The organism is Magnetospirillum sulfuroxidans (genome assembly GCF_018224925.1).
Classification (GTDB): Bacteria; Pseudomonadota; Alphaproteobacteria; order Rhodospirillales; family Magnetospirillaceae; genus Magnetospirillum; species Magnetospirillum sulfuroxidans.
Map to the genome: position 1 here is coordinate 1 of NZ_JAGTUF010000004.1, position 22,971 is coordinate 22,971.

At 60.1% G+C, this 22,971-nt stretch carries 15 protein-coding genes and 2 pseudogenes; 7 read left to right on the forward strand and 10 right to left on the reverse strand.

Annotation, left to right across the window (positions count from 1 at the left end; genetic code table 11):
• Positions 1-9: 9 nt before the first annotated feature.
• The 5 genes and pseudogenes from KEC16_RS06195 to KEC16_RS06215 all read right to left on the reverse strand — a co-directional run.
• On the reverse strand, positions 10-399 hold the full coding sequence (locus KEC16_RS06195; RefSeq protein WP_211546939.1) for a DUF4238 domain-containing protein: 390 nt from the start codon (positions 397-399) through the stop codon (positions 10-12).
• A 55-nt stretch (positions 400-454) separates the two neighbouring features.
• Positions 455-4,339, reverse strand: a complete 3,885-nt coding sequence (locus KEC16_RS06200; RefSeq protein ID WP_211546941.1) for a hypothetical protein — start codon at positions 4,337-4,339, stop codon at positions 455-457.
• 256 nt (positions 4,340-4,595) lie between these two features.
• Positions 4,596-5,483 carry a HEPN domain-containing protein gene (locus tag KEC16_RS06205; RefSeq protein ID WP_211546943.1) on the reverse strand — a complete coding sequence of 296 codons (888 nt, stop codon included), beginning with the start codon at positions 5,481-5,483 and terminating at the stop codon, positions 4,596-4,598.
• Positions 5,484-5,775: 292 nt separating this feature from the next.
• Positions 5,776-6,575 (reverse strand): annotated as a pseudogene (locus tag KEC16_RS06210) (IS5 family transposase).
• Between the two features lie 72 nt (positions 6,576-6,647).
• Positions 6,648-6,899 (reverse strand): annotated as a pseudogene (locus KEC16_RS06215) (transposase); the annotation flags it as partial.
• Positions 6,900-7,053: 154 nt separating this feature from the next.
• Between KEC16_RS06215 and KEC16_RS06220 the strand changes: the two are divergent.
• Positions 7,054-7,389, forward strand: a complete 336-nt coding sequence (locus KEC16_RS06220) for a DUF6916 family protein (RefSeq protein WP_211546945.1) — start codon at positions 7,054-7,056, stop codon at positions 7,387-7,389.
• On the opposite strand, the gene KEC16_RS06225 is transcribed toward KEC16_RS06220, so the two are convergent.
• The 4 genes from KEC16_RS06225 to KEC16_RS06240 form a co-directional block, all read right to left on the reverse strand.
• Positions 7,382-7,936, reverse strand: coding sequence for a GNAT family N-acetyltransferase (locus KEC16_RS06225; protein ID WP_211546947.1), 555 nt, complete (start codon positions 7,934-7,936; stop codon positions 7,382-7,384). The two genes, KEC16_RS06220 and KEC16_RS06225, sit on opposite strands and share 8 nt — an antisense overlap.
• A gap of 91 nt (positions 7,937-8,027) precedes the next feature.
• Positions 8,028-8,597 carry a phage tail protein gene (locus KEC16_RS06230; protein ID WP_211546949.1) on the reverse strand — a complete coding sequence of 190 codons (570 nt, stop codon included), beginning with the start codon at positions 8,595-8,597 and terminating at the stop codon, positions 8,028-8,030.
• Positions 8,598-8,627: 30 nt separating this feature from the next.
• Positions 8,628-9,179 (reverse strand): phage tail protein, encoded by a 552-nt coding sequence (locus tag KEC16_RS06235; protein ID WP_211546951.1) that lies wholly within the window; start codon positions 9,177-9,179, stop codon positions 8,628-8,630.
• A 49-nt stretch (positions 9,180-9,228) separates the two neighbouring features.
• Entirely contained in the window at positions 9,229-9,759 is a 531-nt protein-coding gene (locus KEC16_RS06240) for a phage tail protein (protein ID WP_211546953.1), read from the reverse strand.
• A gap of 367 nt (positions 9,760-10,126) precedes the next feature.
• Between KEC16_RS06240 and KEC16_RS19975 the strand changes: the two genes are divergently transcribed.
• The 6 genes from KEC16_RS19975 to KEC16_RS06270 all read left to right on the forward strand — a co-directional run bounded on the left by KEC16_RS19975 (position 10,127) and on the right by KEC16_RS06270 (position 22,501).
• Positions 10,127-16,063: a cadherin-like domain-containing protein gene (locus tag KEC16_RS19975; protein WP_211546955.1), complete on the forward strand. Its 5,937-nt coding sequence runs from the start codon at positions 10,127-10,129 to the stop codon at positions 16,061-16,063.
• Between the two features lie 31 nt (positions 16,064-16,094).
• Positions 16,095-17,816, forward strand: a complete 1,722-nt coding sequence (locus KEC16_RS06250; protein WP_211546957.1) for a TolC family protein — start codon at positions 16,095-16,097, stop codon at positions 17,814-17,816.
• Positions 17,817-17,818: 2 nt separating this feature from the next.
• On the forward strand, positions 17,819-18,580 hold the full coding sequence (locus KEC16_RS06255) for an efflux RND transporter periplasmic adaptor subunit (RefSeq protein ID WP_211546959.1): 762 nt from the start codon (positions 17,819-17,821) through the stop codon (positions 18,578-18,580).
• Positions 18,577-19,908 carry an efflux RND transporter periplasmic adaptor subunit gene (locus KEC16_RS06260; RefSeq protein ID WP_211546961.1) on the forward strand — a complete coding sequence of 444 codons (1,332 nt, stop codon included), beginning with the start codon at positions 18,577-18,579 and terminating at the stop codon, positions 19,906-19,908. The genes KEC16_RS06255 and KEC16_RS06260 overlap by 4 nt, the downstream gene beginning before the upstream one ends.
• Before the next feature lie 3 nt (positions 19,909-19,911).
• The gene (locus KEC16_RS06265) at positions 19,912-22,014 is read left to right on the forward strand and encodes a site-2 protease family protein (protein ID WP_211546963.1); all 2,103 of its coding nucleotides are present in this window, start codon (positions 19,912-19,914) and stop codon (positions 22,012-22,014) included.
• A 172-nt stretch (positions 22,015-22,186) separates the two neighbouring features.
• Positions 22,187-22,501 (forward strand): hypothetical protein, encoded by a 315-nt coding sequence (locus KEC16_RS06270; protein WP_211546965.1) that lies wholly within the window; start codon positions 22,187-22,189, stop codon positions 22,499-22,501.
• Positions 22,502-22,536: 35 nt separating this feature from the next.
• Here KEC16_RS06270 and KEC16_RS06275 read toward each other — a convergent pair whose 3' ends face one another.
• The gene (locus tag KEC16_RS06275) at positions 22,537-22,839 is read right to left on the reverse strand and encodes an STAS domain-containing protein (protein ID WP_211546967.1); all 303 of its coding nucleotides are present in this window, start codon (positions 22,837-22,839) and stop codon (positions 22,537-22,539) included.
• Positions 22,840-22,971: the final 132 nt, after the last annotated feature.

A 22,971-nucleotide genomic window follows, 5' to 3' on the forward strand; every position in this document is an offset into this window, starting at 1 on the left:
TAGACGCCTTCACCCCTGCCGAGTGCGAGAACTTCTTCGCCGCTGCCGGATATGACCGTGATTGAGCGGAAAATGCTTTAGAAGGGCCAGCATTTTCCGCAATGGCTCCCAATCTAGGTCTACGAAATCTGAGCACAGAGTGCGCCAGATCGGCGCTCCGAACCAACTTTCCTGGGTCGCGAGCTTCTTCTCGAAGCTGTCGTCACGTTGGCCATCGGTATCCATAGGGGCGTAAAGGTGGAATTTGACGGCCACCTTCTCGATTGCCTTCAGTTCGCGATCTCCCCGTTCCCGACCGAACCGCCATATTTTGGGCCTTTTCTCGTATGGATCGGTGGCAAATGCCTTGAGGTAGGATTGGGATAGCCAGTGGCAGCGCTTCGTGGTCTGTTTTGCCATTTGCTGCTCCAATACGAGATATGAAGTCGGGTGCCGCTATTGGGGCACAACCGCGCTACGAGCCAGTCCTTGCTGCCAGGTCATACAAAGACGCACGCACGTTAGATGGCATGCTGACCGAAGCTGCCGGCGCAGCAGCCAGAAGTAGGCGCGCGGCCGCCCCCAATGTTCGGTCAGGGTGGGGGAGGACAGCTTCGATCGGCGGAACGTTAATCACAGGTACGGTGAGGCGGAAACGCGCTTGGTGGGCCAGGTGGCCCCATCCGTCGAAAATCCATGAAATTAGGGGGTCCGCAACCCGATCACTCAGTTGTGAGGCACGGACATGGAGGAGCATCCATATCCCGCACCAAAGAAAAGCGGCTGGAAGAGCGACGATATCTTGCCGAAGAGCATTGACCGCCAGAGCCGCCGCCTCGCGTTCTGTCGCGAATTCGAGTGTTCGCCCCGCCATTCGTTCAAAGAGCGGGTGCAAGGCGACAAGTTCCGGAGCTTTGAGTCCCACTTCGACTATCGTATCTACAGCCTCAAAGTTGCCGTTGATCGCTGCGGCGATTGCGAAGCTCAACAGGAAATCCGCGCCACCTCTCAGCACATCTGTCCCGGCATCTGCGTCGATACCTGCCAGCGGGATTGTGCCCCGCCTTGGATTATGAAGGTCTCCGACGAGCTCCTTCGCGCCATCCACTGAGACGAAAGCTGCCATAGCCGCATGTCGCCGAAGCCGGCTCACAAAATCCGTGGTGTCCTGCGTGCTGATGGCCTTGCGGGCTTCTGCGATAGCTCGGGACAGTTCCAGCGAAAGAATTGGCCCATCGGCTAGATAATTCCGAAATTCGCGGTAGAACCCGGTTGGTTGGGTAAGCGCCTCATCAGCGTCAGCCAGGAGGTAGAACGCCATATCCAGTGCGGCTACCGGATGTGACCTGATCGCTTCGACAGGATCCGGATTGCTGGCACAGCCCGGCGCATACTGAATGTCCATGTCTGTTTGCGAGAGGCGTCCAGTAATTTCATGGAGGAGCCACAAAACTGCATGCCGCACGACCCGATGACAATGTGCCTCGGTAAGCTCTCCATCAGGGTCTACGGTCGGCAAGAGAATTAGTGCATCGCGTAATTTCCGTATCGCGATACCGTGGTGCCCAGCGTGGTATGCTGCATGCGCCGTATCTGCGAGCAGACCGATTGCTTGAGCCCGGACCGAAGGCAAACGTATGCCCGATGCAGCAACTTGTGCGCGGTCGAACCAGTTTTGGGCCGCTTCCCAGTCCCCAAGTTCGGCAGCGCTGATGCCTGCCTCGCGTGCAATATAGGCACGTTCGAGCGGGTCTTGCCCGCCTTGTGCGGCAGCAGCGGTAAGTAGTGGCAACGCAGTCGCAAAATCACGTCGGCGCCAATGAATTTTGGCCCTTGCGCGAGACAGCGCAACGTCGGCACCGAAACGTTGCTCTGCTTCGGAAAGGCTGGCGAGCGCACGAACGGGGTCATCCCCAAATTCGTCGTAGCAAATAGCTTGAGCTATTGCACATCGGGCCGCCAGCGTTGGATTTTGCCACCCCATCGCAAGATCGACACAGGTAGCATAATCGCTGGCCGCCCCTTCCCAATCAAAACCTCCACTCCGTGATTCTTTGAGCCAGCCATGGTTAACCAAGATCGAGATGTCACCGCTGCCAAGCCGAAAGGTGGAAAAGAACCGCTCTCGGACTGCTGCGGTTTCACAATTGAGCTGTTCAAATATTTCCCTAAAGCTGCGCACGGTTCGTATGTTGCGCATTTGACTGGCGAACATTACGCCGCTTGCATAGATGTTGTCCCCTGTCGTCGACTGGAAGCCGCTAGTCGCGGCTAACTGCTCGTCGGACTGGGTAAGCTGATCGAGACGCAGCAAGAGGTTGATCCAGTTAGGGAAAAACTCCCCAGCACGCGGATGCAGAAGCAATTTGGAAAGAAGAAGCCCCTCGAATAGCGTCGCGCCTTTCACGTCCTTTCGTTCACGTTCGAGGGCTTCCCAACATTGCTGCGCTGCGACAGCCGAGCCAGAGGAAAGCAGCAGAAGCATTTGAGCAAATCTCAGCATCGCCGAAGCTGCGAGGTCTTGGGGGAAGATCGGGGCCTCATTCTTGAATGACAGCAACTCGCCAACGAAAGGTGAGAGCATGTCGAGCGTTTCGGGATTGCAGGCGATTAGGCTGGAGGCAAAAGCTACAACTAACTCTGGGGATTCGCTTTTCAGCGCGTGACGCAGCACCACTCCCGCATCGAGCACAGACACGCTGCCGCTGTGCAGCAGTGTCTTGACAATACGTTCATGGATCATCCGGCACTCAGCGGCAGGGAACACATCGTTCGCTGTCCCTTGGAGCAGTGGCGACACACGCAGCCGGTTATGCATTATTGGCTCAATCCAAGGCCCAATTAGTCTATCAAGCACCAGGCCGGCCAAAGGGATCGCCGGCCTAATTTCGCCGAGCGCCATCGCGAGTTTCCGGTCGAAGCTGCCCTCAATCACTGCTGTGCGAAACAAAAGGGTTTGCGCCTCAGCCGACATCGCTGTGACGAGCCGCTGACGAACCGCACGTCGTTCGGCGTTTAGTTCAGTCTGAGGCTGTCCACCAAGTACCGCAGCTAGGGAAGCTCGCGACCATCCTGCTGCAGCGAGATTCAAAAGGGCGGCCATAGTGAGTTGCGGATGCCCGCGTGAGGTAGCGCGATAAACCACTCCCGCGTATTTAGCTTCCCCACCAGTTATTTCGACCAGATCGGCGACCTCGTCCTCACTTAAATAGGGGATTTCCACCACAGGTGAACCAGCAGGGCAAAGCTGATGCAATGTCGTCGAGGTCGGCGCTCGATAGGTCGTGAAAATCGCGGTTTCGTCACGCCGACGAAGGCCTGCGAGCAGCCGGATTAAGAGGTCCCTTACCGCAGGGTCATCTACCTCGTTGAGATCATCCAAGATTACGCTGGCGGCTGGGGACGCAGTGAGCTCACCGATCAGGAGCGACAGGCGAGCGGCGGTTTCAGCGGCACCTAGATCACGGAAATTGGCAATCAGCCAACGTTTGTTCGTCTGTTTTGCTACGAGCCTTGCCGTAAACGATTTGCCAAGACCGGTTGCGCCCGTCGCAATCACGAGGCCGATTGTGCGACGCGTTGTATCGAGCACGGCCACCAACTCTTCGCGTGGAGTGATAATCATGGGCAGTGGCAGCTCGGAGGAAGGAGTAAGCTGGGAGGGACGAGAGAAACCAATAGCTCCAGTTTGCCATTGCAAGGTTGCTAGCAACTGTTCCTGGGGCACGGACACCAGGGTTGAGTTGTCGATCAGCTCAATAAGGTCAGCTTTACGCAACTGGCGCGAACCATCAGAGACTGCCGTCATCAACAGGCGTTCAACAACAGCAGGCAAAACCGCCTTTGCCGCTTGGCTCGACAGTCTCCGTACCGTGGCAGCGTACTCGATCAGGCCCGCTTCAAGATCCGCACGAACGTTGTCCAGGCCAGGAGCGCCGCAGAACCAGTGGATGCGGCCAAGAAATTCCCGTCTCAGGGCGTCATCAGTCAGCGCGCCAATATGAGCTTTGGTTTCGGGTTTCAGATCAAGATCAGTAAGCAGCACTCTTAGGGGGGCAACGTCGGCACCAGCCGCTGCGCGGCGCCAGTAAAGCAGCGCCGATTCATTGTCCACCCGCTGGCCCTTGCTCCGCTCAATACCGACATCGGATGTCGTCAGGTAGTGAAGAGAGACTACTCGCCCGGGGTTGCGTGTGACGAGATCAACAAAGGAATCTATGGCCGCCCTCACATTCGCGGACTGTAGCGTGATATTTCCGCTGCCGGCAGTATCCTTGACCTGGACACCGGCCAGCGCCTCACGGCTGGCAATCGCATAATCCTCTGCTACCTCGAGATAAAGGAGTTCGCCGTCGGCCAATCCCAACCATGCTAGTCCTGACGCATAAAGCTGGTAACCGTAGCCACGTAGAGCGGCTACTGCTTGGCGGGCGGGATCGCCTTGCGGTGCGTCGAGGCGCGGTCCTGATCCGAAGAGTTCCATTGTCGAACTTTAGCACAACCGATTGGGAATATCGGCGCCCCATTCGAAATCCCTAGGCAACAGGTCATTTTTGAACTTCCGGCTGACCGGCATCGCCCGCATGAGCCATAAGCACGTTGATGCCCGATTATATTTACAATGCCTCTTCATTTAGTCTGGTGGCTAGCATCTCAAAAAATGATCTAACATGATCAATGACCTCTTCTGCTTGTCGCTCGTCGTACGTCGCGCGGCCGTGTGCTACACGAACGCGCCATCCATTCTTGAAGAAACGAAATTGAGCAGACAACTCGCTGTAAAAAAGTAGGTCATAATCCCTATTTTTAGTTTTTGACGGCAAGTTTTCGATGTCTCTAATTTTTGATGAAAGCATGTTTATCATATCCTGCCATCCAAGTAGATCAATTGATCTTGGTCCTCTGCATGGAATATCCAGTGCAACAATTAGAGTGCGGACTCCAATTTCTACGGCGCGCATCGCATGAAAGACTGCAGCTGTGTATTGTGCAGCAGCAAAGCATGTTCCTGAGCTTTTGATTTCTTCATACGCCTGCGGGAAAGCATTTATTACATCGTCGCTTACGATATCCTCGCAGTCGTAATATGGCGCTCGGTGGGCTGGAACGGTTAAGAATAACTGGCTATCCATTTCCTCCAGAACCATATCGACCAGCATGGTCAGTTCAGGTTCAGTAGCGGGAGGTTCGTCCAGTTTGCGCGAAATGATTGCGGTAGAAACTGGCAGTGATAGCTCGTCGCAAAATGATAACAACGTTTCCATTTCATTTCTCAGAGCGGATACGCCGGTTTCATTGAGGCTTTTCTTGGAGGAAAATAACCTTTTAAGAAGTCCATTCTGATGAAACATACTTAAATGATAAATGAAACGCGCATCCAGCATTTGACGTCCAAGCAAAACGTAACGGACCGCGTTGATCTTAAACATATCCAGCAAGCTCCAGAGCCGGCGGGATTTGGAACGCCTATGGATGCGGTAGGGGCCGTCGGCTTTAGGCATCATAGCTCACCCCTCTGCGCATGGGTATGGGGGTAGATCTGCGGCGCATCTCCACAATCAATCCGGGGTAAAGCTGAGATTTTCGAATATGTTCGGGAAACGCCCAGCCTGATATCCGGATCAAAGGCCGAAATAGCTGGCGCGGCCTGCTGCTGTTGTCCGGCTCGCTCCTGAAACCGACAAGGCTGTTCGCCTCGGATTGGTACGCCCCAGACGCAGACAGAGAAGGGGAGTGTTTCTGGTTTCCTTTAATCTCCCTGTTCACTGGGATGAGGATAGAGTCCGTCTCGAAAGGTCATGAAGCCCGCGCCAACCGCCGGAGCATGATGCCTATCATGGCGAGTTTGACCATGGTGGCGCTGATATCGGCGCGCGTCTCGAAATCACGGGCGAGGCGGCGGTGGCGGATCAGCCAGCCGAAGGTGCGTTCGACGATCCGGCGTTTGGGCAGGAACCACGAAGCCCTTGGCGGTGTCGGAGCGCTTGACGATTTCCAGGCGGCAGCGATGCACCTGGAAGACATCAAGGGCGAGTTCGTCGCCGGTATAGCCGCCATCGGCAAACATTTTCTGGATGAACGGCTGGCGGGACCGGAGAATTGGTAGAACCAGCCTAGCCCCCTCGCGATCCTGAATGTCCGCTGCATGGACGATGACGGCGACGATCAGGCCGAGGGTGTCGACGACGATATGCCGCTTTCGGCCCCAGATTTTCTTGCCCGCATCGTAGCCGCGATCCCCCCTTTTTCCCCGCCACACTTGACGCTTTGCGAGTCAATGATGATGGCGGTGGGAGCGGCCTCCTTGCCTTCGTGTTCGCGCACCGCCTTGTGCAGCGCTCTTGGAACTGGCGCAAAATGCGGTAGACCGACTTCCATGGCGGGAAGTCCTTCGGCAACTGCCGCCACGAGCAGCCCGTCCGCAGCAGGTAAAGAACGGCGTTGAGGAACTCCCGCATGTCCGTCGTGCGCGGACGGCCACCGGCCCTGGCCGCAGGGATCAACGCGGTAATCCGCGCCCATTCGTCATCGCGCAGATCGCTCGGATAACGCTGCTCGGAGCGTTCATATCGAGATCGGTTCTCTGAAGTCCACATCGTCGCATCCGGCGGCTGTTCGAATTCGCCGAGGACAGAATCACACCGGATTCTCAGCGGTCAACCACTTTCGAGACGGACTCTCAGCAATTCATTTTGCATGCTGAACTCGGCGAACATCTTCTTCAGACGCCGGTTTTCGTCCTCCAGCCCCTTCATTTCCGAGATCATCGACGCGTCCATGCCACCGTATTTGGCACGCCACTTATAGAAGGTCGCGCTGCTCATCTGGTGTTCGCGGCACAGATCCGTCACCGGCATGCCGCCCTCCGCTTGGCGCAGGATCGCCATGATCTGCGTTTCCGTAAAACGACTCGTCTTCATCCGAATCTCCTCGTGCGTCGTGCCGAGAAAATTCTACGTCAGCATCCCCTTATTTGCTGGGGGGATTACCGTTGCGCGACTTTTCAATCCATGCGACTTTTGCGAATAAAGTTATTTGGCGAAATTGTCGACTTGCTTTCAGACGGGGGTATCAGTGGCCATCGATATCGGGACATGTATCGCGCAGGATTTTGCCGCCCATGTGGGGTCCGCATTCCACTTCCAGCATTCCTCGGGGTCTGGGATCGACTTTCACTTGCTGTCCATCAAGGACACGCCGGAATTCAAGCCGAACACCCTGTGGGCCAAGCGTCCGCCGTTTTCGCTGTTCTTCGCGGCGCCAAAGGGCCTTGAAGTCGGTCAGGGCAACTTCACATTGCAGCATCCGGTACTGGGTCCGATGATGGTTTTCATGGTCCCCATCGGCCGGGTCGGCGGCAATAATTTCGACCCCAATCAGCCGCTTTTGATGCAATGCAGCTTTAACTGACCGCGATGGCGGCCGGCTCCAGACACATAAAATCATAAGGGCCGTGTGACGCTGTGGTCTGGACAAAGCCAAGCCGCTGATAAAGCCGGCGGGCCGGGTTGCCCTGCTGCACATGCAACTCGACCCCCGCTCCGGCCCCTTCGCACAGGTTGATCAGCCAGCGGAGCAAAAGCGTGCCGCAGCCGCGGCCCTGCATTTTCGTCACCAGGGAAATATCGACAACCCGCAGCCGCCCAGGGCTGGTTTCGGCCAGATAAAGACGGCCGATGGGCTTGCCTTGGCGCAGGACAAGGCAGAACCGACGCTGCACGAATCTGTTTTCGTAATCGAAATGCTGGGCGGTGAATTGCTGCGACAAAAAGGCCCGCTTGTGCTCCTCGGGCCACGGCACCAGGGCCATTTCTCGGGCACGGGACTGGCGATAGAGATCCAGCAGAAAGGCTAAATCGGCAGGCAGGGTGATGGGGCGCAACGCAAACGGCGACGGCGGCGGATTTGCATCCACCGCCGTCAAAAGCAAAGCTTCGGCAAGCCACGTCCCCGTCATTGCCCGCGCCCCAACACTTTCATCACATCGTCCCCGCGCCGGCGCGGCACAAGCAAGCTCAGCCCCCCTTCCGTCTGGATCAGGGCGCCGGTTAGGGCCTGACGGGAAAATAGCCGTCGATGCAAATGCAAAGATTCAACGCCACGTAAGGTTGCTGATTACCGACAACCGCCGTCCCGGCGCCACCAAAAGGCGATATCGTGGTGTTCGCCATGGGAACGGCCGTGTTTTGATTATAGGCCGTATAGATGTTGCGCGGGCGTTGCCCTGCGGGTCCGCTGCCATAATAGCCTTCTGCCAGCACCTTGCCCGCTGGCAGCAAAGTTGCCGGATCATTCGCAACGGCATTGGCGGCAACGACCGCGTGAGTATGCGTCGGCAGATTGCTGGCGGAAACGACGGTTTGTAAGCTCCCCACCTTTTCGCTATAGACGCCAGCGTAACCGGCATCACCGGTGCCAATTCCCGACAAACCATAGCCCCCACGCAAATCTGGAAGATTGAATTTCTGGTTAGATGTGCTGCCAAAAGTAGTGCCGATAACGGCATACAAGGCTTGATACTGCATCACTAAAAGCTCGCTGCCGCTGCAATATGCCCAATCCTGTGGGACAAAGCTAAAACCAAACATGCCGATCTGGCCAACGAATGCTTCTGCCATGATTGTCCTCCTGTCAACGGGGGTGGGGTACTATGGCCTGTTCGGATAAAGACCTTGCACACAGATCATCGCCGTCAACGCCATGGTCGGCATCAAATTGATGATCGACGACGGATTAGCCACCCCACCAGCCTGGCTAAGGGTCTGTGGCGCCATCGCGACCACGCTGGGGGTCGTGCTGGGCAGATAGCACGACGCATTCCCCGTCCCTCCTTCGTTTGCCCCCGTCAAGAATGCATTTTGGGGAGAAGGCATTCCCGGCTGTCCCGACGCATCGGCTAGCATTGTATGAGTATGGGCAGGGATATTCGCCGTGGAAAGCGACACCAAACATGCGCCGAATTTCGTCCCTATCGAATAATTGAACGATGACCCTGTTCTTTGCCCCATCCCGACCGGAATGCGAGCGCGAAGGTCAGGTAAAGCAATGGTGTTGACCCCGTCGCCACCATAAGTGGTTCCGATCAGAGAAAAAAGAGCACTATACTGCGTTATAGACACAGTCATACCATTGCAGAGCATGAAGTTCTCTGGGGCATAATTGCCGGCAAAGAAGATAATCTCACCACAATAGGAATCCATTGGTTGGCCCCCCTGTTCTTGTGTTGCACACTGTCACATCATCCCACCCCTATGGCCGGGGAGGATAAGATCCAGCGGTGGCGATACAAAAATTCAAAGCCAGCGACGGCTGGCGATTTTCCATTGGCTGGCTGGCCCCGGCGGTACCGACGGCGATGCCGGCCATAGCCGCTTGGCTGGTCGACGCCGTGGTATAAAGACCGGTAATGGGGGTCGTTCCATTGCTCGGCAAAGTCGCCAGTGCAGCGCCCTGCGGCGACAGCACCGTTGGCGGCGTCGACATGGCGCTGGCAAGGTGCATGTGCGCCGGCAAAACGTCGCTGGGCAGAGCAATACTGTCCACCCCCCCACTATTTCCAAGCGTGCGCCCAGCGGAATTATCGGCAAAAATCGAAGCACGGCCGCGCATATCCGGTAGATTGAAAAAAGTCCGCAGATCACCACCAAAATAATTGCCGAGCAATGAAGCTAGCGCCTGATTCTGAGTGATCTGAATGGTTGCGCCGTTACATATGGCCCAGCCGGTGGGGGCAAAAGCAAAGGAATAAAGCGCAATTTGTCCGATGAATGGCTCGTCCACGATGTACCCTCCCCTAAAAGATATCATTATTGGTCAGCATCATCTCGTACATGAAACGCGAAACGAACACAGATTGCCAACGCAAACACCTAATACGCGTTAAGTATGCGAAACTTCCCCTGCGCCCGCAACCGTTCATGCTCGTCTTCTCGAAAATTTTACAGCCTTTAAATCACCGAGCGACCAGCGGAAGATATCAAAGGTGATTTCATCGTGCGAGTCAGCCCCAACAGCGGCACTATAAAATCACAAAAATCGACCGGCGATTGTAATAATATGTGACAAGGCAACGCATTCGCTTGCAGCCACAACGTGTGGATTGTAGTGTATTAGAGGGATGCCTTTAAGCCTTTAGTCGGGGACAGCCATGGCCCACCGCCAGAATTCACGCCGCCACAGCGGCCGCGCCGAAAACACGCACGAAACCGCCAAGCGCCGCCCCGCCATCGGCATCATGGCGCTTGAGCCGCGCATGATGTTCGACGGTGCCGCCGTAGTCACCGCCATCGACGCCACCACCGATACTGACACCCATGATTCGCAACACGCCACCGACGCGAACACCCCTGATGTGGACAACTCGGGCGTTGACACCCCTGTTGCAATCGCCACGGCGGCGGCGCAACCCCCGGTACGCGAAGTGGTGTTCGTCGATAGCGGCGTCACCGATTACCAGACCCTGGTGGATGCCGCCCGCAGCGACGTGACGGTGGTGGTTCTTGATGCCGGCAGCGATGGCCTGCAACAGATTTCCGACTGGCTGTCGGCCCATGCGGCGGAAACGCCCGAGGGTGGCTGGTCGGCCTTTCACTTTATCGGTCACGGTGAAGCGGGAACCGTTCATCTCGGCACCACGGTCCTCAACGATGCATCCCTGACCGCCGACGGCCAGATCTTGGCCGATATCGGATCAGCCTTGAATGCCGATGGCGACATTTTGCTCTATGGCTGCGACATCGCCAAGGGCGAGACGGGGCAAAATTTCATCGCCAATCTGGCCGTGGTCACGGGGGCCGACATCGTCGCTTCCGATGATGTCACCGGCTCCGCCGCCCTGGGAGGCGACTGGACTCTGGAAGCTGCGACCGGCGCGATCGAGACCGCATCCTTTCTACGAGAAGGCGCAGCCTATGACGGTTACGACCGCGCATTGGCTGATTACACCATCGACTTCGACAGTGGATCGGTTGTGAGTGGGAATATCGAGGTCACGGTTGACACTCGCACGCTGGTCATCAACGGATCGAATGTCGCGTTGAGCATCGAAGATTACAATGGTGACGGAAACCAATCCGCCTATGTGCTCGAATCAAACGCCGAATCAAGTGTCTCCGTTTACTTCAGTGACAATGCAAAATTTGATCTTGACGGCATTTCTTTTATTCAAGCCATTGTAAAGGCAGTCACCTGGCCCTACTCGGACGGAAACACATATACTTCCGTTAATTTTAAGATCGTCATCACCCCCTATGATGGGGCGACGGCGAAAACGGCCTATGAGTACACCCCAACCGTTGGCGAATACGCGGGGGCGGGGGCAGTTACTCTTGATAAGACAATATCCGAGGCCGATCTCGGCAGTTCATTTAACGGCATCACCAAATTCGTCGTTCAAATGGTCAACGCGACCTCCAACCCTGGCGCCGCAGTCGGATCGATCAGTTGTTTCATGGGCTGCATCGACAACATTTTGCTGACCAATGTCGGCACCGTCGCCGACATCACCGCACCGACGGTCTCCTCGGTCACGCTGCCGTCCAACAGCACCTATAAGACCGGCGACAATCTGGACTTCACCGTCAAATTCGATGAAGCCGTCACCATCACCGGCACGCCGCGCATTGCCATCACCCTGGACACCGGCGGCACCGTCTATGCCGATTACCAATCGGGAACCGGCACCACCGATGTGGTGTTCCGCTATACCGTGGCGTCGGGCAACGTCGACACCACCGGTATCAGCGTCGGCGCCTTGGGCCTGAACAGCGGCACCATCAAGGACGCCGCCGGCAATGTCGCCGATCTGACCGCTTTCAGCCCCGGTTCCACCGCCAACGTCAAAATCGACGCCGTCGCCCCGGTCTTCACCAACAATAGCGGCGGCACCAGCGTCAGCGTCAACGCCGCCGAGAACCAAAGCGCGGTGACCACGGTGACCACCACCGACGCCACCGCCGTCACCTATGCCATCACCGGCGGCGCCGACGCCGCCAAATTCGGACTGTCCTCGGGCGTGCTGACCTTCGCTTCGCCGCCCAATTACGAAAGCCCGACGGATGGCGGCGCCGACAATATCTATGTGGTGCAAGTCACCGCCACCGACGCCGCCGGCAACACCAGCGTGCAAACGCTGTCGGTCACCGTCACCGACGTCAACGAATCCCCCAGTGTCGCCACCAATACCGGCCTGTCCGTCAACCAGGGCAGCACCGGCACCATTACCACCACGCAATTGAACGAGGGCGATGTCGACGATGCCGGCGCCGGCCTGACCTATACGGTGACCACCGCCACCACCCATGGCTCATTGTGGATCGATGCCGACGGCTCGGGCACCATCAACGGCGCCGAGGCGGCGCTGGGGGCTGGCGGCACCTTTACCCAACAAGACATCATCGACGGCAAGGTCAAGTACCTGCACGACAATGGTGTCGATGGCGCCGACAGCTTCGGCTTCAGCTTGGCCGATGGTGGCGAAAACGGCGCCACGCCGGTAACCGGACAGACCTTTTCCTTCACCATCACCCAGGCCCCGGCTGTCGATCTCAATGGCGGCGGCGCCGGCAGCGGTAATGCGGTCAGCTATACGGAAAACGGCAGCGCCGTGTCGCTGGTCGATGCCACCGCCACCTTGACCGACGGCGACAGCGCCAACATGAGCGGCGCCACCATCCAGATCACCAACGCCCAGACCGGCGATGCCCTTAGCCTCAACGGCTACGCCAATGGCGCCACCTTTAACGGCATCACCATCACCTATACCTCCGCCAGTCTGATCACCCTGTCGGGATCCGGCACCGCCGCCGATTATCTGACGCTGATCAAGGCGGCGCAATTCGTCAACAGTTCAGAGCTCGACAACACCACCACGCGCAGTGTCGCCGTCACCGTCACCGACAGTGAAAGCCATGCCGGGACGGCGGCCACCGCCTCGGTGGCGGTGACAGCTGTCAACGACGCCCCCAGCCTGTCCGGTAACATGACCTTGGCGGCGGTGAACGAAGACACCACCAATCCGGCCGGGGCGACCATTGCGTCATTGGCCTTGGGCCTGTACAGCGACCCCGACAGCGCCAGCCAAACCAGTCCGGGCGGTCTGGCCATCATCGGCAACAGCGCCAATGCCTCGACCCAGGGGGAGTGGCAATATTCCACCGACGGCGCCACGTGGTACACCATCGCCACCGTCGGCGACGACGCCACCGCCTTGGCCCTGTCCGCCACCACCTCGTTGCGTTTCGTCCCGGTGGCCGATTACAACGGCACCCCCCCGGCTTTGTCGGTGCGGGCCTTGGATGCCAGCTATGGCGCCGGTTGGACCAGTGGCGCCACGCGGGTAACGGTGAACACCTCCGCCCCCGGCGGCAGCACCGCCATCGACGCCACCGCCCGCAGCGTCGGCACCAGCATCACCGCCGTCAACGATGCGCCGGTGCTGGCCGCCAATACCGGCCTGACCGTGGCCGAAGGCTCCACCAACACCGTCATCGAAAACAACCCCAACCTGCGGGTGGACGACGTCGAGCAATCAGCCGCCAACCGGACCTTTACGGTCGAGACGGCGCCGGCCAACGGCACCTTGTACAAGAATGGCGTGGCGCTTAGCGCTCATGACACTTTTACCCAGGCCGATATCGACAGCAGCCTGATCACCTATAGCCATAACGGCGGCGAAACCATCTCGGACAGCTTTACCTTCACCGTCAGCGACGGTGCCGGCGGCAGCATCCCCGCAACCACTTTCGCCATCACCGTCACCCCGGTCAACGACGCCCCCAGCGTCGCCACCAATACCGGCCTGACCGTCAGCAAGGGCACGGCCACCGCCATTACCACCACGCAATTGAACGAGGGCGATCCCGACGATGCCGGCACCGGCCTGACCTATACGGTGACCACCGCCGCCACCCACGGCTCGGTGTGGATCGATGCCGACGGCTCGGGCACCATCAACGGCGCCGAGGCGGCGCTGGGGGTTGGCGGCAGCTTTACCCAGCAAGACATCATCGACGGCAAGGTCAAGTACCTGCACGACAATGGTGTCGATGGCGCCGACAGCTTCGTCTTCACCCTGGCCGATGGCGGCGAGAACGGCGCGGCGGCGGTGACCAACCAGACCTTCAATTTCACCATCGTCATGGCGCCGGAAACTGATCTTAACGGCGGCAGCGCCGGCACCGGCAATACCGTCACCTACACGGAAAACGGCAGCGCCGTGTCACTGGTCGATGCCGCCGCCACCCTGACCGATGGCGACAGCGCCAACATGAGCGGCGCCACCATCCAGATCACCGCCGGCGGCGAAGCCGGCGATGCCCTCAGCCTCAATGGTTACGCCAATGGCGCCACCTTCAACGGCATCACCATCACCTATACTTCCGCCAGTCTGATCACCTTGTCCGGCCCCGGCACCGCCGCCGATTACCTGACCCTGATCAAGGCGGCGCAATTCTCCAGCACCTCGGACCAGAACGCCGCCGACCGCACGGTGACGGTGATCGTCACCGACAGCGAAAGCCATGCCGGCCCGGCGGCCAGCGCCACGGTGGCGGTCACTGCGATCAATGACGCCCCCACCGGCTCGGTCACCGCCGCCAATCCCGGCTTCACCGAAAATGGTGCCGCTCAGGCTCTGTTCTCGGCCGCGACCTTGAACACGGTCGAAACCGGACAGAACTTTGCCTCGGCGATCATCACCGTCGGCAACCTCGCCGATGGCAGCGCCGAAAAACTGGTGGTCGGCACCACGCAGATCTCGTTGACGGCAGGCGCCAGCGGCACCACCAGCAACGGAATCGCCTACACCGTCGCGGTCACCGGCTCGACCGCCACCGTGACCCTGACCAAGGCCGACACCGCCGCCAACTGGCAGGGTTTCCTGACCGGGGTCAAATACGAAAACACCTCGGATAACCCGACCACCACCGGCGGCCGCACCGTCACCTTGGTATCGGTCACCGATGCCGGCGGCACCGCCAATGGCGGCGTTGCCACCACCGCCATTGGCACCGCCTCTACCGTCACCCTGACCGCAGTCAACGACAGCCCCGGCATGACGACCGGCCCCGGCAACGTTCAAAACGGCAATACGCTGATCATCACCAGCGCCATCTTGAACGAAACCGACCCCGACGACAGCGGTGCCGGGGTGACCTATACGCTGACGGCGGCTCCCACCGGCGGCACCTTGTCGAAAAACGGCGTTGTCCTGGCCAACGGCGACAGCTTCACTCAGGCTGATATTGACGCCGGCTTGATTTCCTTCACCCCCAGCGGAATCGGTACCGCCAACTTTAGCGTCAGCTTGGCCGATGGCGGCGCCGATGGCTCCACTCCTGCAACCGGCACCGTCAGCATTTCCGTGACGGCGGCGGATGTCCCGACGCCGGCACCGGCACCAGCACCGCCGGCACCGCCGGCACCGCCGCCGCCAGAGCCGGCGCCACTCCCGCCGGAACCGCCGCCGGTCGTTGTTGCGCCGCCGCCGCCGCCAACCATACAGCCCGCACCAATCGTCATCGCCGAAGCGCCAACCCTGACCAAGGTTTCACCTGCGGGTGGCTTTGCCGTGGCGGTGATGAGCAACACCTCCAGCAGTCTGGGCGATGGCTTGGCGGTCAATCGCGGCATGCAAGATACCGCCGTCGCCATTGGCGGACGGACGGTCATCGGTATTCCAGTGGACGCCTTCGCCCACAGCGATCCCAATGCGGTGGTGCAACTGGCCGCCACCCAAGCCGATGGCAAGCCGTTGCCACCTTGGGTGGCTTTCGATCCCAAAACCGGCAAATTCACCATTCAGCCGCCGGCGGGGGCCAAAGGCGTGTTCAACATCCGGGTGGTTGCCCGTGACGACCAAGGCCGCGAAGCCATCACCACCTTCAAGGTGGTGGTTGGCAATGCCCAAACCGGGGATGCCTCCGATGCTCTGGATCGCGACGGCAATCCGATCAAGGACAGCAAGCAAGCCTTCGCCGGTAAACCCGGACTGATGGCCCAGATGAAAACATCCACCCTTGCCGGGCGCTTGGCGGCGGGCAAGACAGTATTGATGGAAGCGGCTCGCGCGGCCGCCAGAACCTGATCCGATAAGGACATTAAAGGGGGTTGTTTTGGTGACAAAGCTTCAAGAGGGGGGGATGCGCTGGGTTCAGTGGGGCATCGCCGCTTCGACGTTGGTGCTGCTCTCCGCCTGCGCGATCGAGCCGCAGCCTTATAGCCGCGAGGAATTTGCCGCCAAGGCGGCCGCCGAGCAAAAAGCCATTGCCAAGGACGTGGAGGCGATCTCGCGGCCGCTCACCTTGCCCGAAGCCGTGGCCCGCGCGGTGAAATACAATTTCGAGGCTCGGGTCCGGATGATGGAGGAAGCCCAGGCGCTGGGGCAACTCGACGTCTCACGCTGGGAGTTGCTGCCCAAGCTGGTCGCCAATGCCGGCTATAACGGGCGCTCGGAACCCAACGCCACCCGCTCGCGCGGTCTTTATTCGCAGAGCACGTCGACCAGCGAGCCGACCTATTCGCAAGACCGCGATCACGCCACCGCCGATCTGACCGCCACCTGGAATCTGCTGGATTTCGGCGTCGGTTACTTCAATGCCAAGGCCCAGGCTGATCGTGCCCTGATCGCCACCGAACGCCGGCGCAAGACTTTGCACAACCTGACCCAGGAAGTGCGGGCGGCGTGGTGGCGGGCGGCTTCGGCGCAAAAGCTGCGCGGCGAAGTGGCCCGCACCCTGACCCAGGCGGAACAGGCGCTGGAGGCATCGCGCGAAGTGGAAGCGGCCAATATCCGCAATCCCATCGACATTTTGCGCTATCAGCGTTCGCTGATCGACACCATCCGCCAGCTCGAAACCATCGAGCAGGAATTGTCCACCGCCAAGACCGAATTGTCGGTGTTGATCGGTATGCCGCCGGGAACCGAATTCGCCGTGGCTGTCCCCGATGACGACCAACTGGCCGCGCCGCAATGGACCATGCCCATCGAGCGCATGGAAGAACAGGCGCTGACCAGCAACGCCGATTTGCACGAAGCCGCCTATCTGCAACGCATTTCCGTCCAAGAAACCCGTCGCGCCATCGTTCGCCTGTTCCCCGGCATCACCTTGTCGGGCGGGCGTCAGTTCGACGGCAATTCCTTCCTGATGGCCAATCGCTGGTGGGAAGCCGGCGCCAAGGTCACCTGGAACCTGATGACGGTATTTTCCGGCCCCTCCGAGATCAAGGCGGCGGAAGCCGCCGAGGCGGTCACCGATGCCCGCGCCTTGGCCATGCACATGGCGGTGCTGTCCCAGGCTCATATTGCCTTGCGCCAATTCGACATCGCCGTGCGCCAGTTCCAGCGGGCCAGTCAGATTCACGACATCGACAAGCGCATCCTCAGCCATTCCCAGGCCCGCGAGGCGGCGAACACCCAAGGTGAGTTGGAACGTATTTCCAATGACACCACCATGATCGTCGGTCTGCTGCGCCGTTACCAGACCCTGGCCCAGGTCCATGCCGCCCTTGGCCGGATTCAGGCCACCCTGGGCATCGACCCGATTCCCAACGAAGTGGCCAGCCAGGATATCAACACCCTGACGGAAGAAATCGCCCACCGTCTGTCCAAGTTGGAAGGCGGCGATGGCGCATTGCCCGCGGACGCCCCGACCACTCCCCCCGCCGCACCGATTTCCAGTGCGGCGCCGGTGGCATTAGCTCCTGGATCGGGCAACGCTCACAACGACGAAGGCAAACCGCTGCTGTCAGAGCTGACCCAGTGGTTCGCGCCTCCGGCACAAGAGACGGTCGCCTTGGCCCCCGCCTCGGCGGCAGAGCAGGGAGTGGCAATCCACTGATTATGCGCGTTTCCGTTTCCGTCATCCTTGGCACAGTCCTGCTTGCCGTTCCGCTGTTTTCCGTGCAGCGGGCGGCGGCGCAGGACAGTAAAATGCAGGTTCCGGGCACCGAGTTGCGCGGCCAGCTTATCCCCCGACGCTTCACCACCTTGGCCAGCGAAGTGGCGGCCAAGGTGGACAAGATTGTTGTGCGCGAAGGCGACCGATTCAAGGACGGCCAGACCCTGGTCAGCCTGGATTGTTCCATCCAACGCGCCCAACTGGAACGTGCCCGCACCGTCTTTGCCACCGCCGAACGCCTGCATAGCGCCCATCAGCGTCTGGTCGAACTGAAATCGGCGGGAGAACTGGAATCGGCCGCTTCGGCCATGGAAGCGGCCAAGGCAAAGGGGGAATTGCAGGTACTGCAAGCCACCCTGGCCAAATGTTCGATCTCGGCCCCCTTCGCCGGACGGGTAGTCGAGCAAAAGGTCCGCGATCAGCAATTCGTCCAAGCGGGGCAGGCACTGCTGGATATTTTGGACGACAGCGTGCTGGAACTGGAATTCATTATTCCGTCGCGGGCGCTGGCTTGGCTGAAAACGGGAACCACCTTCCAGATTCAGATCGAAGAAATGGCTAAGGCTTATCCGGCCAAGATCACCCGGATTGGCGCCAAGGTCGATCCCGTCAGTCAATCGGTGAAGGTCGTCGGCGAAATCGCCGGCTCGTTCCCCGAATTGGTGGCCGGCATGAGTGGCAAGATCCTGCTGTCGGCTCCATGACCCCGCCCCCGTCCCCGTCCTCATCGCCGTCTCCATCCCAGGCCGAACGCCTCGGCATCTTGCTGCATCTGGAAGAACGCGCCCGCAACGCGGCCGAAATGGCCGAATTGGGCTTTGTCATCGTCAACGACACCTTGGCGATACAATCCTATCGACAGGCCGCCTTATGGATCGACGGTGTCCGCGCCCTGTCCGGGGTACCGCAGGTCGAAGCCGGGGCGCCGTTCATTCTGTGGCTGGCCCGCATCGGCCGCCGCCTCAGCGCAAACGCCATTGCCGGCCCGGTCGATCCGTCCCAGCTTGATCCCGTCGATGCCGCCGAATGGGAGGAATGGCTGCCGCCTTTCGCCCTGTGGTTGCCGCTGGCCCAGGGGGGATTGCTGTTGGCCGACGACGCCCCCTTTGCCGAAGGTGATGTCGCCCTTCTGACCCACTTGGCCGGCGCCTATGGTCACGCTTGGACCGCCTTGCACCGCCCTGGCCCGCTGGATCTGCTCCGCAATCGCCTGCGGGCCATGCCGCGACGCCGGATCAAATGGATCGCCGCCGGATTGGTGGTCTTGTCGCTGATCCCGGTTCGCTTGTCGGTCTTGGCCCAAGGCGAGATGGTTCCCGCCGCCCCGGTGCTGGTGCGCTCGCCGTTGGACGGGGTGGTCGAAACCATTCACGTCGTGCCCAACGACCCGGTCGAGGAAGGCCAACCGCTGTTCGAATTGGATGCGACATCCTTGGCGTCACGCCTGGACGTGGCGGCCAAGGCCCTGGCCGGAGCGGAAGCCGAATATCGCCAATCCGTACAGGCCGCATTATGGGACCCCAAGGCCAAGGCCCAACTGGCCATTATCGGCGGCCGCATCGAGGAACGCCGGGCCGAAGCCGACTATCTGCAAGGCCAACTCGCCCGCACCCAGGTCAAGGCGCCCAAGACCGGCATCGTCGTTTTCGACGATCCCTCCACTTGGTTGGGCCGCCCGGTCAGCCTGGGGGAAAAGGTGATGGCGGTAACCGGTGAAACCGATACCGAGGTGGAAGCCTGGCTGGCGGTGGGCGATGCCATTCCGTTAGCCGCCGACGCCCCGGTCACCATGTTCCTGAACAGCGCCCCGCTCTCACCGGTTCATGCGCGGCTGCGCATCATCGGTTATCAGGCTCAGCCCCGCCCCGACGGATTGTTGGGCTATCGCCTGCGCGCGACGGTCAAAGAGGGCGAGGAACACCCCCGCGTCGGCCAGATGGGAACCGTGCGGGTCGATGGCGATCGGGTTCCGTTGATTTACTGGCTGTTCCGCAAGCCATTGGCGGCAGCGCGGCAATGGCTGGGCATCTAAGCCATGCTGCCGCCGCTGCGCGACGAATTGGTCTTGCACGCCGGCCCCACCGCCGGCGACGGTTCACCCACCTGGACCCTGCACGACCCCGCCCGCAACCGCTATTTCCGCCTTTCCTGGCAAGCCTTCGAGATTTTGTCGCGCTGGGATGCCGGTGATCTGGACACCGTCGCCCAACGCGTCAATGCCGAAACCACCCTGAACCTGGATGCCGAAGACGTCGAGGCGATGGCCCGCTTCATCGTCGGCAATTTTCTCACCCGCCCCGGTGTCGACGGCACCGCCCGCCTGCTTCAAGCCGCCAAAGCCACCCAACATTCCTGGGGCCAATGGCTGTTGCATCATTATCTGTTCTTCCGCATTCCCTTGGTCCGCCCGGACCACTGGCTTGGCCAGAGCCTGCCCCATTTAGCGTGGATCTTTCGCCCGGCCGCCGGCTGGGTGACCCTGGCCGCCCTGATCCTTGGCTTGATCTTGGTGCAACGGCAATGGGATCATTTCGTCACCACCTTGGTCTCCACCGCCACCTTGTCCGGTTTGGCCTGGTACGGACTGGCCCTGGCCGGCGCCAAGGTCTGTCACGAATTGGGACACGCCTTTACCGCCAAACGCCTGGGCTGCCGCGTGCCGACAATGGGGGTCGCCTTCCTGGTCATGTGGCCGGTCCTGTACACCGACGTCACCGATGCCTGGAAACTGACCTCGCGCCGGCAACGCCTGGCCATCGGCAGCGCCGGCATCGCCACCGAACTGATCATCGCCGCCTGGGCGACGCTGGCCTGGGCGATCCTGCCCGACGGCCCCGCCCGCTCGGCCGCCTTCGTGCTGGCGACCACCACTTGGATCGGCACCCTGGTGGTCAATCTCAGCCCGTTCATGCGCTTTGACGGGTACTTCCTGGCCATGGACGCCTTTGACCTGCCGAACCTGCATGGCCGGGCCTTTGCCCAAGCCCGTTGGTGGCTGCGCGAGGTCCTGTTTTCCCTGGGCGAACCCGCCCCCGAACCGTTCCCCCCCCTGCGCCGGGCGTGGCTGATCGCCTTCGCCATCGGCACCTGGATTTATCGGCTGGCGCTGTTTCTCGGCATCGCCGTGCTGGTCTACCATTTCTTCATCAAAGCGGTCGGCGTTCTGTTGTTCGTGGTTGAAATCGGATGGTTCGTGTTGTTGCCATTGAAAAATGAAATCAAGGAATGGTGGGAACGCCGACAGGCCATTGCCGCCGCCCGCCGGGGCCGTCTGTGGCTGGCGGCTTTGCTGGCTTTGCTGCTGCTGGCGGTAATCCCCTGGCAATCGCGGTTATCGGCGCCGGCGATGCTCAAGGCCGGGGGCCATAGCCCTCTTTTCACCCCGGCGCCGGGGCAGGTGCTCCGCCTCGACGTCATCGAGGGACAGCAAGTCGAAGCCGGACAGGTCATCGCGGTTCTCACCTCCCCCGATCTGGAATATCGGCTGAAACGCGCCCGTGCCCGTGCGGCGGTGCTTGATTACGAAATGGCCGGCATCGGCTTTGAACCCAGCTTCCTGGCTCAGGCCCAGCAACTGACCGAGGGATTGGCCGGCGCCATGGCCGAAATCCAAGGGCTGGAACAAGAAATCGAACGACTGACGATCACCGCCCCGGTTTCCGGCCGCGTCGTCGATCTGGATAGCACGGTAAGACCGCGACAATGGCTGGCCACGAAGACTCGACTGATGGGGCTGGTTGAAGCCAAGCCCCCCCTGGCCGAGGCCATCGTCGACGAGCACGACCGCGAACGCTTGAGCATCGGTGACACCTGCACCTTTTATCCCGAGCAACCGGCTTGGCCGGTAATGCCCTGTCGGGTAAGCAGTATCGACAAGGTCGGATCAGCGCTGTTGCCGCTGCCGCAACTGGCCGACCTTAACGGTGGCCCCATCGCCGTCCGCTCCAGCGCCAACCAATTGGTGTCACAAAAATCCTTGACCCGTATTCGCCTGGATATGGTGCCCGGAGAAGATCCGCCCCCCATCCCGACCATGGAAATCAGGGGCAATGTGACCATATCCGCCGGTCGCACCAGCCTGCTGGGAGGCGCGTTGCGTTCAGTCCTGGCGGTGATGATCCGCGAATTCGGCGTCTGAGATCGCCACGGCCAAGCGATTGACTCAGCGGAACCAGCGAAGCCCGTGGTCCGATCCAGACGGACCACAAAATCAACAAATTGGGCACTGATTCATTCAGCTGGCCGGTGTACCATTCTGAATGAATCAGTGCCCTAGCGTATACTCAAAATTGTAGTAAGGAGTCTTGCCCATGACACGCTGGACCTTCCCGTGGGGGGTTGCCGCCCTGTTCGCCAGCACCCTGCTGACGCCAGCCCTGGCGGCTGACCCGGCGGCCAACAGTGCGGCCACCGCCGCCGCTAAATCGGCCGCCATCGAAGGCGCGCGCATGCGCCTGTCCACCCGCCCCAGCCCCTCGGGGACCGCGGCGCTGATCGAGGCGCAAGAAGCCCTGCGCCGCTATCAACAAGCCCCCATGGATAAGAAAACCGAGGCGCAGGCCATCCTTGACGCCGCCATTGCCCGCCTGCACATGGAAAGCGAAGCGCCCCCCGCCCGCCCGTGATCCGATCGCTCCAGGGGCAAGCGGGATCCCCTGGTTCAGGCGATCTCGAAATACTTATGCAGCTTGCCGATGGCGATCAGCTTTTCCACTTGCCCTGACGCCCCTTTCAGCACCACCACCCGCTCTTGCTGAACGGCGGCGTCCCGCACGATCAACAGCATGCCCAAGGCCGAGGAATCCAGAAACTCGGCCTTGCCCAGGTCAAAGACGATGCGGCTGCTGCCGGCTTCGTTAATCGTGTTGAGAATGCCCCGAAAACCACGATGATCGGCATGAGTCATCCGCCCGCTGACCTGAACGTGAAACTCGTTACCGTGGGTCTCGCATGCATATTCCATATTTCGCCTCTTCCAGCTGGGGGCCAATGGTTGTATCGGAAAGCACGTGGCGTCAGGGTAGAATTGCCAAAAAGCCGGGCCGGAGCAAACTACAATGACTATAAAAGCGGTAATCGCAGATGATTGCGCCAA

What these genes read in the sequence shown, in the direction of transcription:
- KEC16_RS19975 (WP_211546955.1), top strand. Translation starts at nt 10,127, where the DNA reads ATGGCCCACCGCCAGAATTCACGCCGCCACAGCGGCCGCGCCGAAAAC.
- KEC16_RS06270 (WP_211546965.1), top strand. Translation starts at nt 22,187, where the DNA reads ATGACACGCTGGACCTTCCCGTGGGGGGTTGCCGCCCTGTTCGCCAGC.
- KEC16_RS06235 (WP_211546951.1), bottom strand. Translation starts at nt 9,179, where the DNA reads ATGGATTCCTATTGTGGTGAGATTATCTTCTTTGCCGGCAATTATGCC.
- KEC16_RS06230 (WP_211546949.1), bottom strand. Translation starts at nt 8,597, where the DNA reads ATGGCAGAAGCATTCGTTGGCCAGATCGGCATGTTTGGTTTTAGCTTT.
- KEC16_RS06265 (WP_211546963.1), top strand. Translation starts at nt 19,912, where the DNA reads ATGCTGCCGCCGCTGCGCGACGAATTGGTCTTGCACGCCGGCCCCACC.
- KEC16_RS06275 (WP_211546967.1), bottom strand. Translation starts at nt 22,839, where the DNA reads ATGGAATATGCATGCGAGACCCACGGTAACGAGTTTCACGTTCAGGTC.
- KEC16_RS06225 (WP_211546947.1), bottom strand. Translation starts at nt 7,936, where the DNA reads ATGACGGGGACGTGGCTTGCCGAAGCTTTGCTTTTGACGGCGGTGGAT.
- KEC16_RS06255 (WP_211546959.1), top strand. Translation starts at nt 17,819, where the DNA reads ATGCGCGTTTCCGTTTCCGTCATCCTTGGCACAGTCCTGCTTGCCGTT.
- KEC16_RS06260 (WP_211546961.1), top strand. Translation starts at nt 18,577, where the DNA reads ATGACCCCGCCCCCGTCCCCGTCCTCATCGCCGTCTCCATCCCAGGCC.
- KEC16_RS06205 (WP_211546943.1), bottom strand. Translation starts at nt 5,483, where the DNA reads ATGATGCCTAAAGCCGACGGCCCCTACCGCATCCATAGGCGTTCCAAA.
- KEC16_RS06195 (WP_211546939.1), bottom strand. Translation starts at nt 399, where the DNA reads ATGGCAAAACAGACCACGAAGCGCTGCCACTGGCTATCCCAATCCTAC.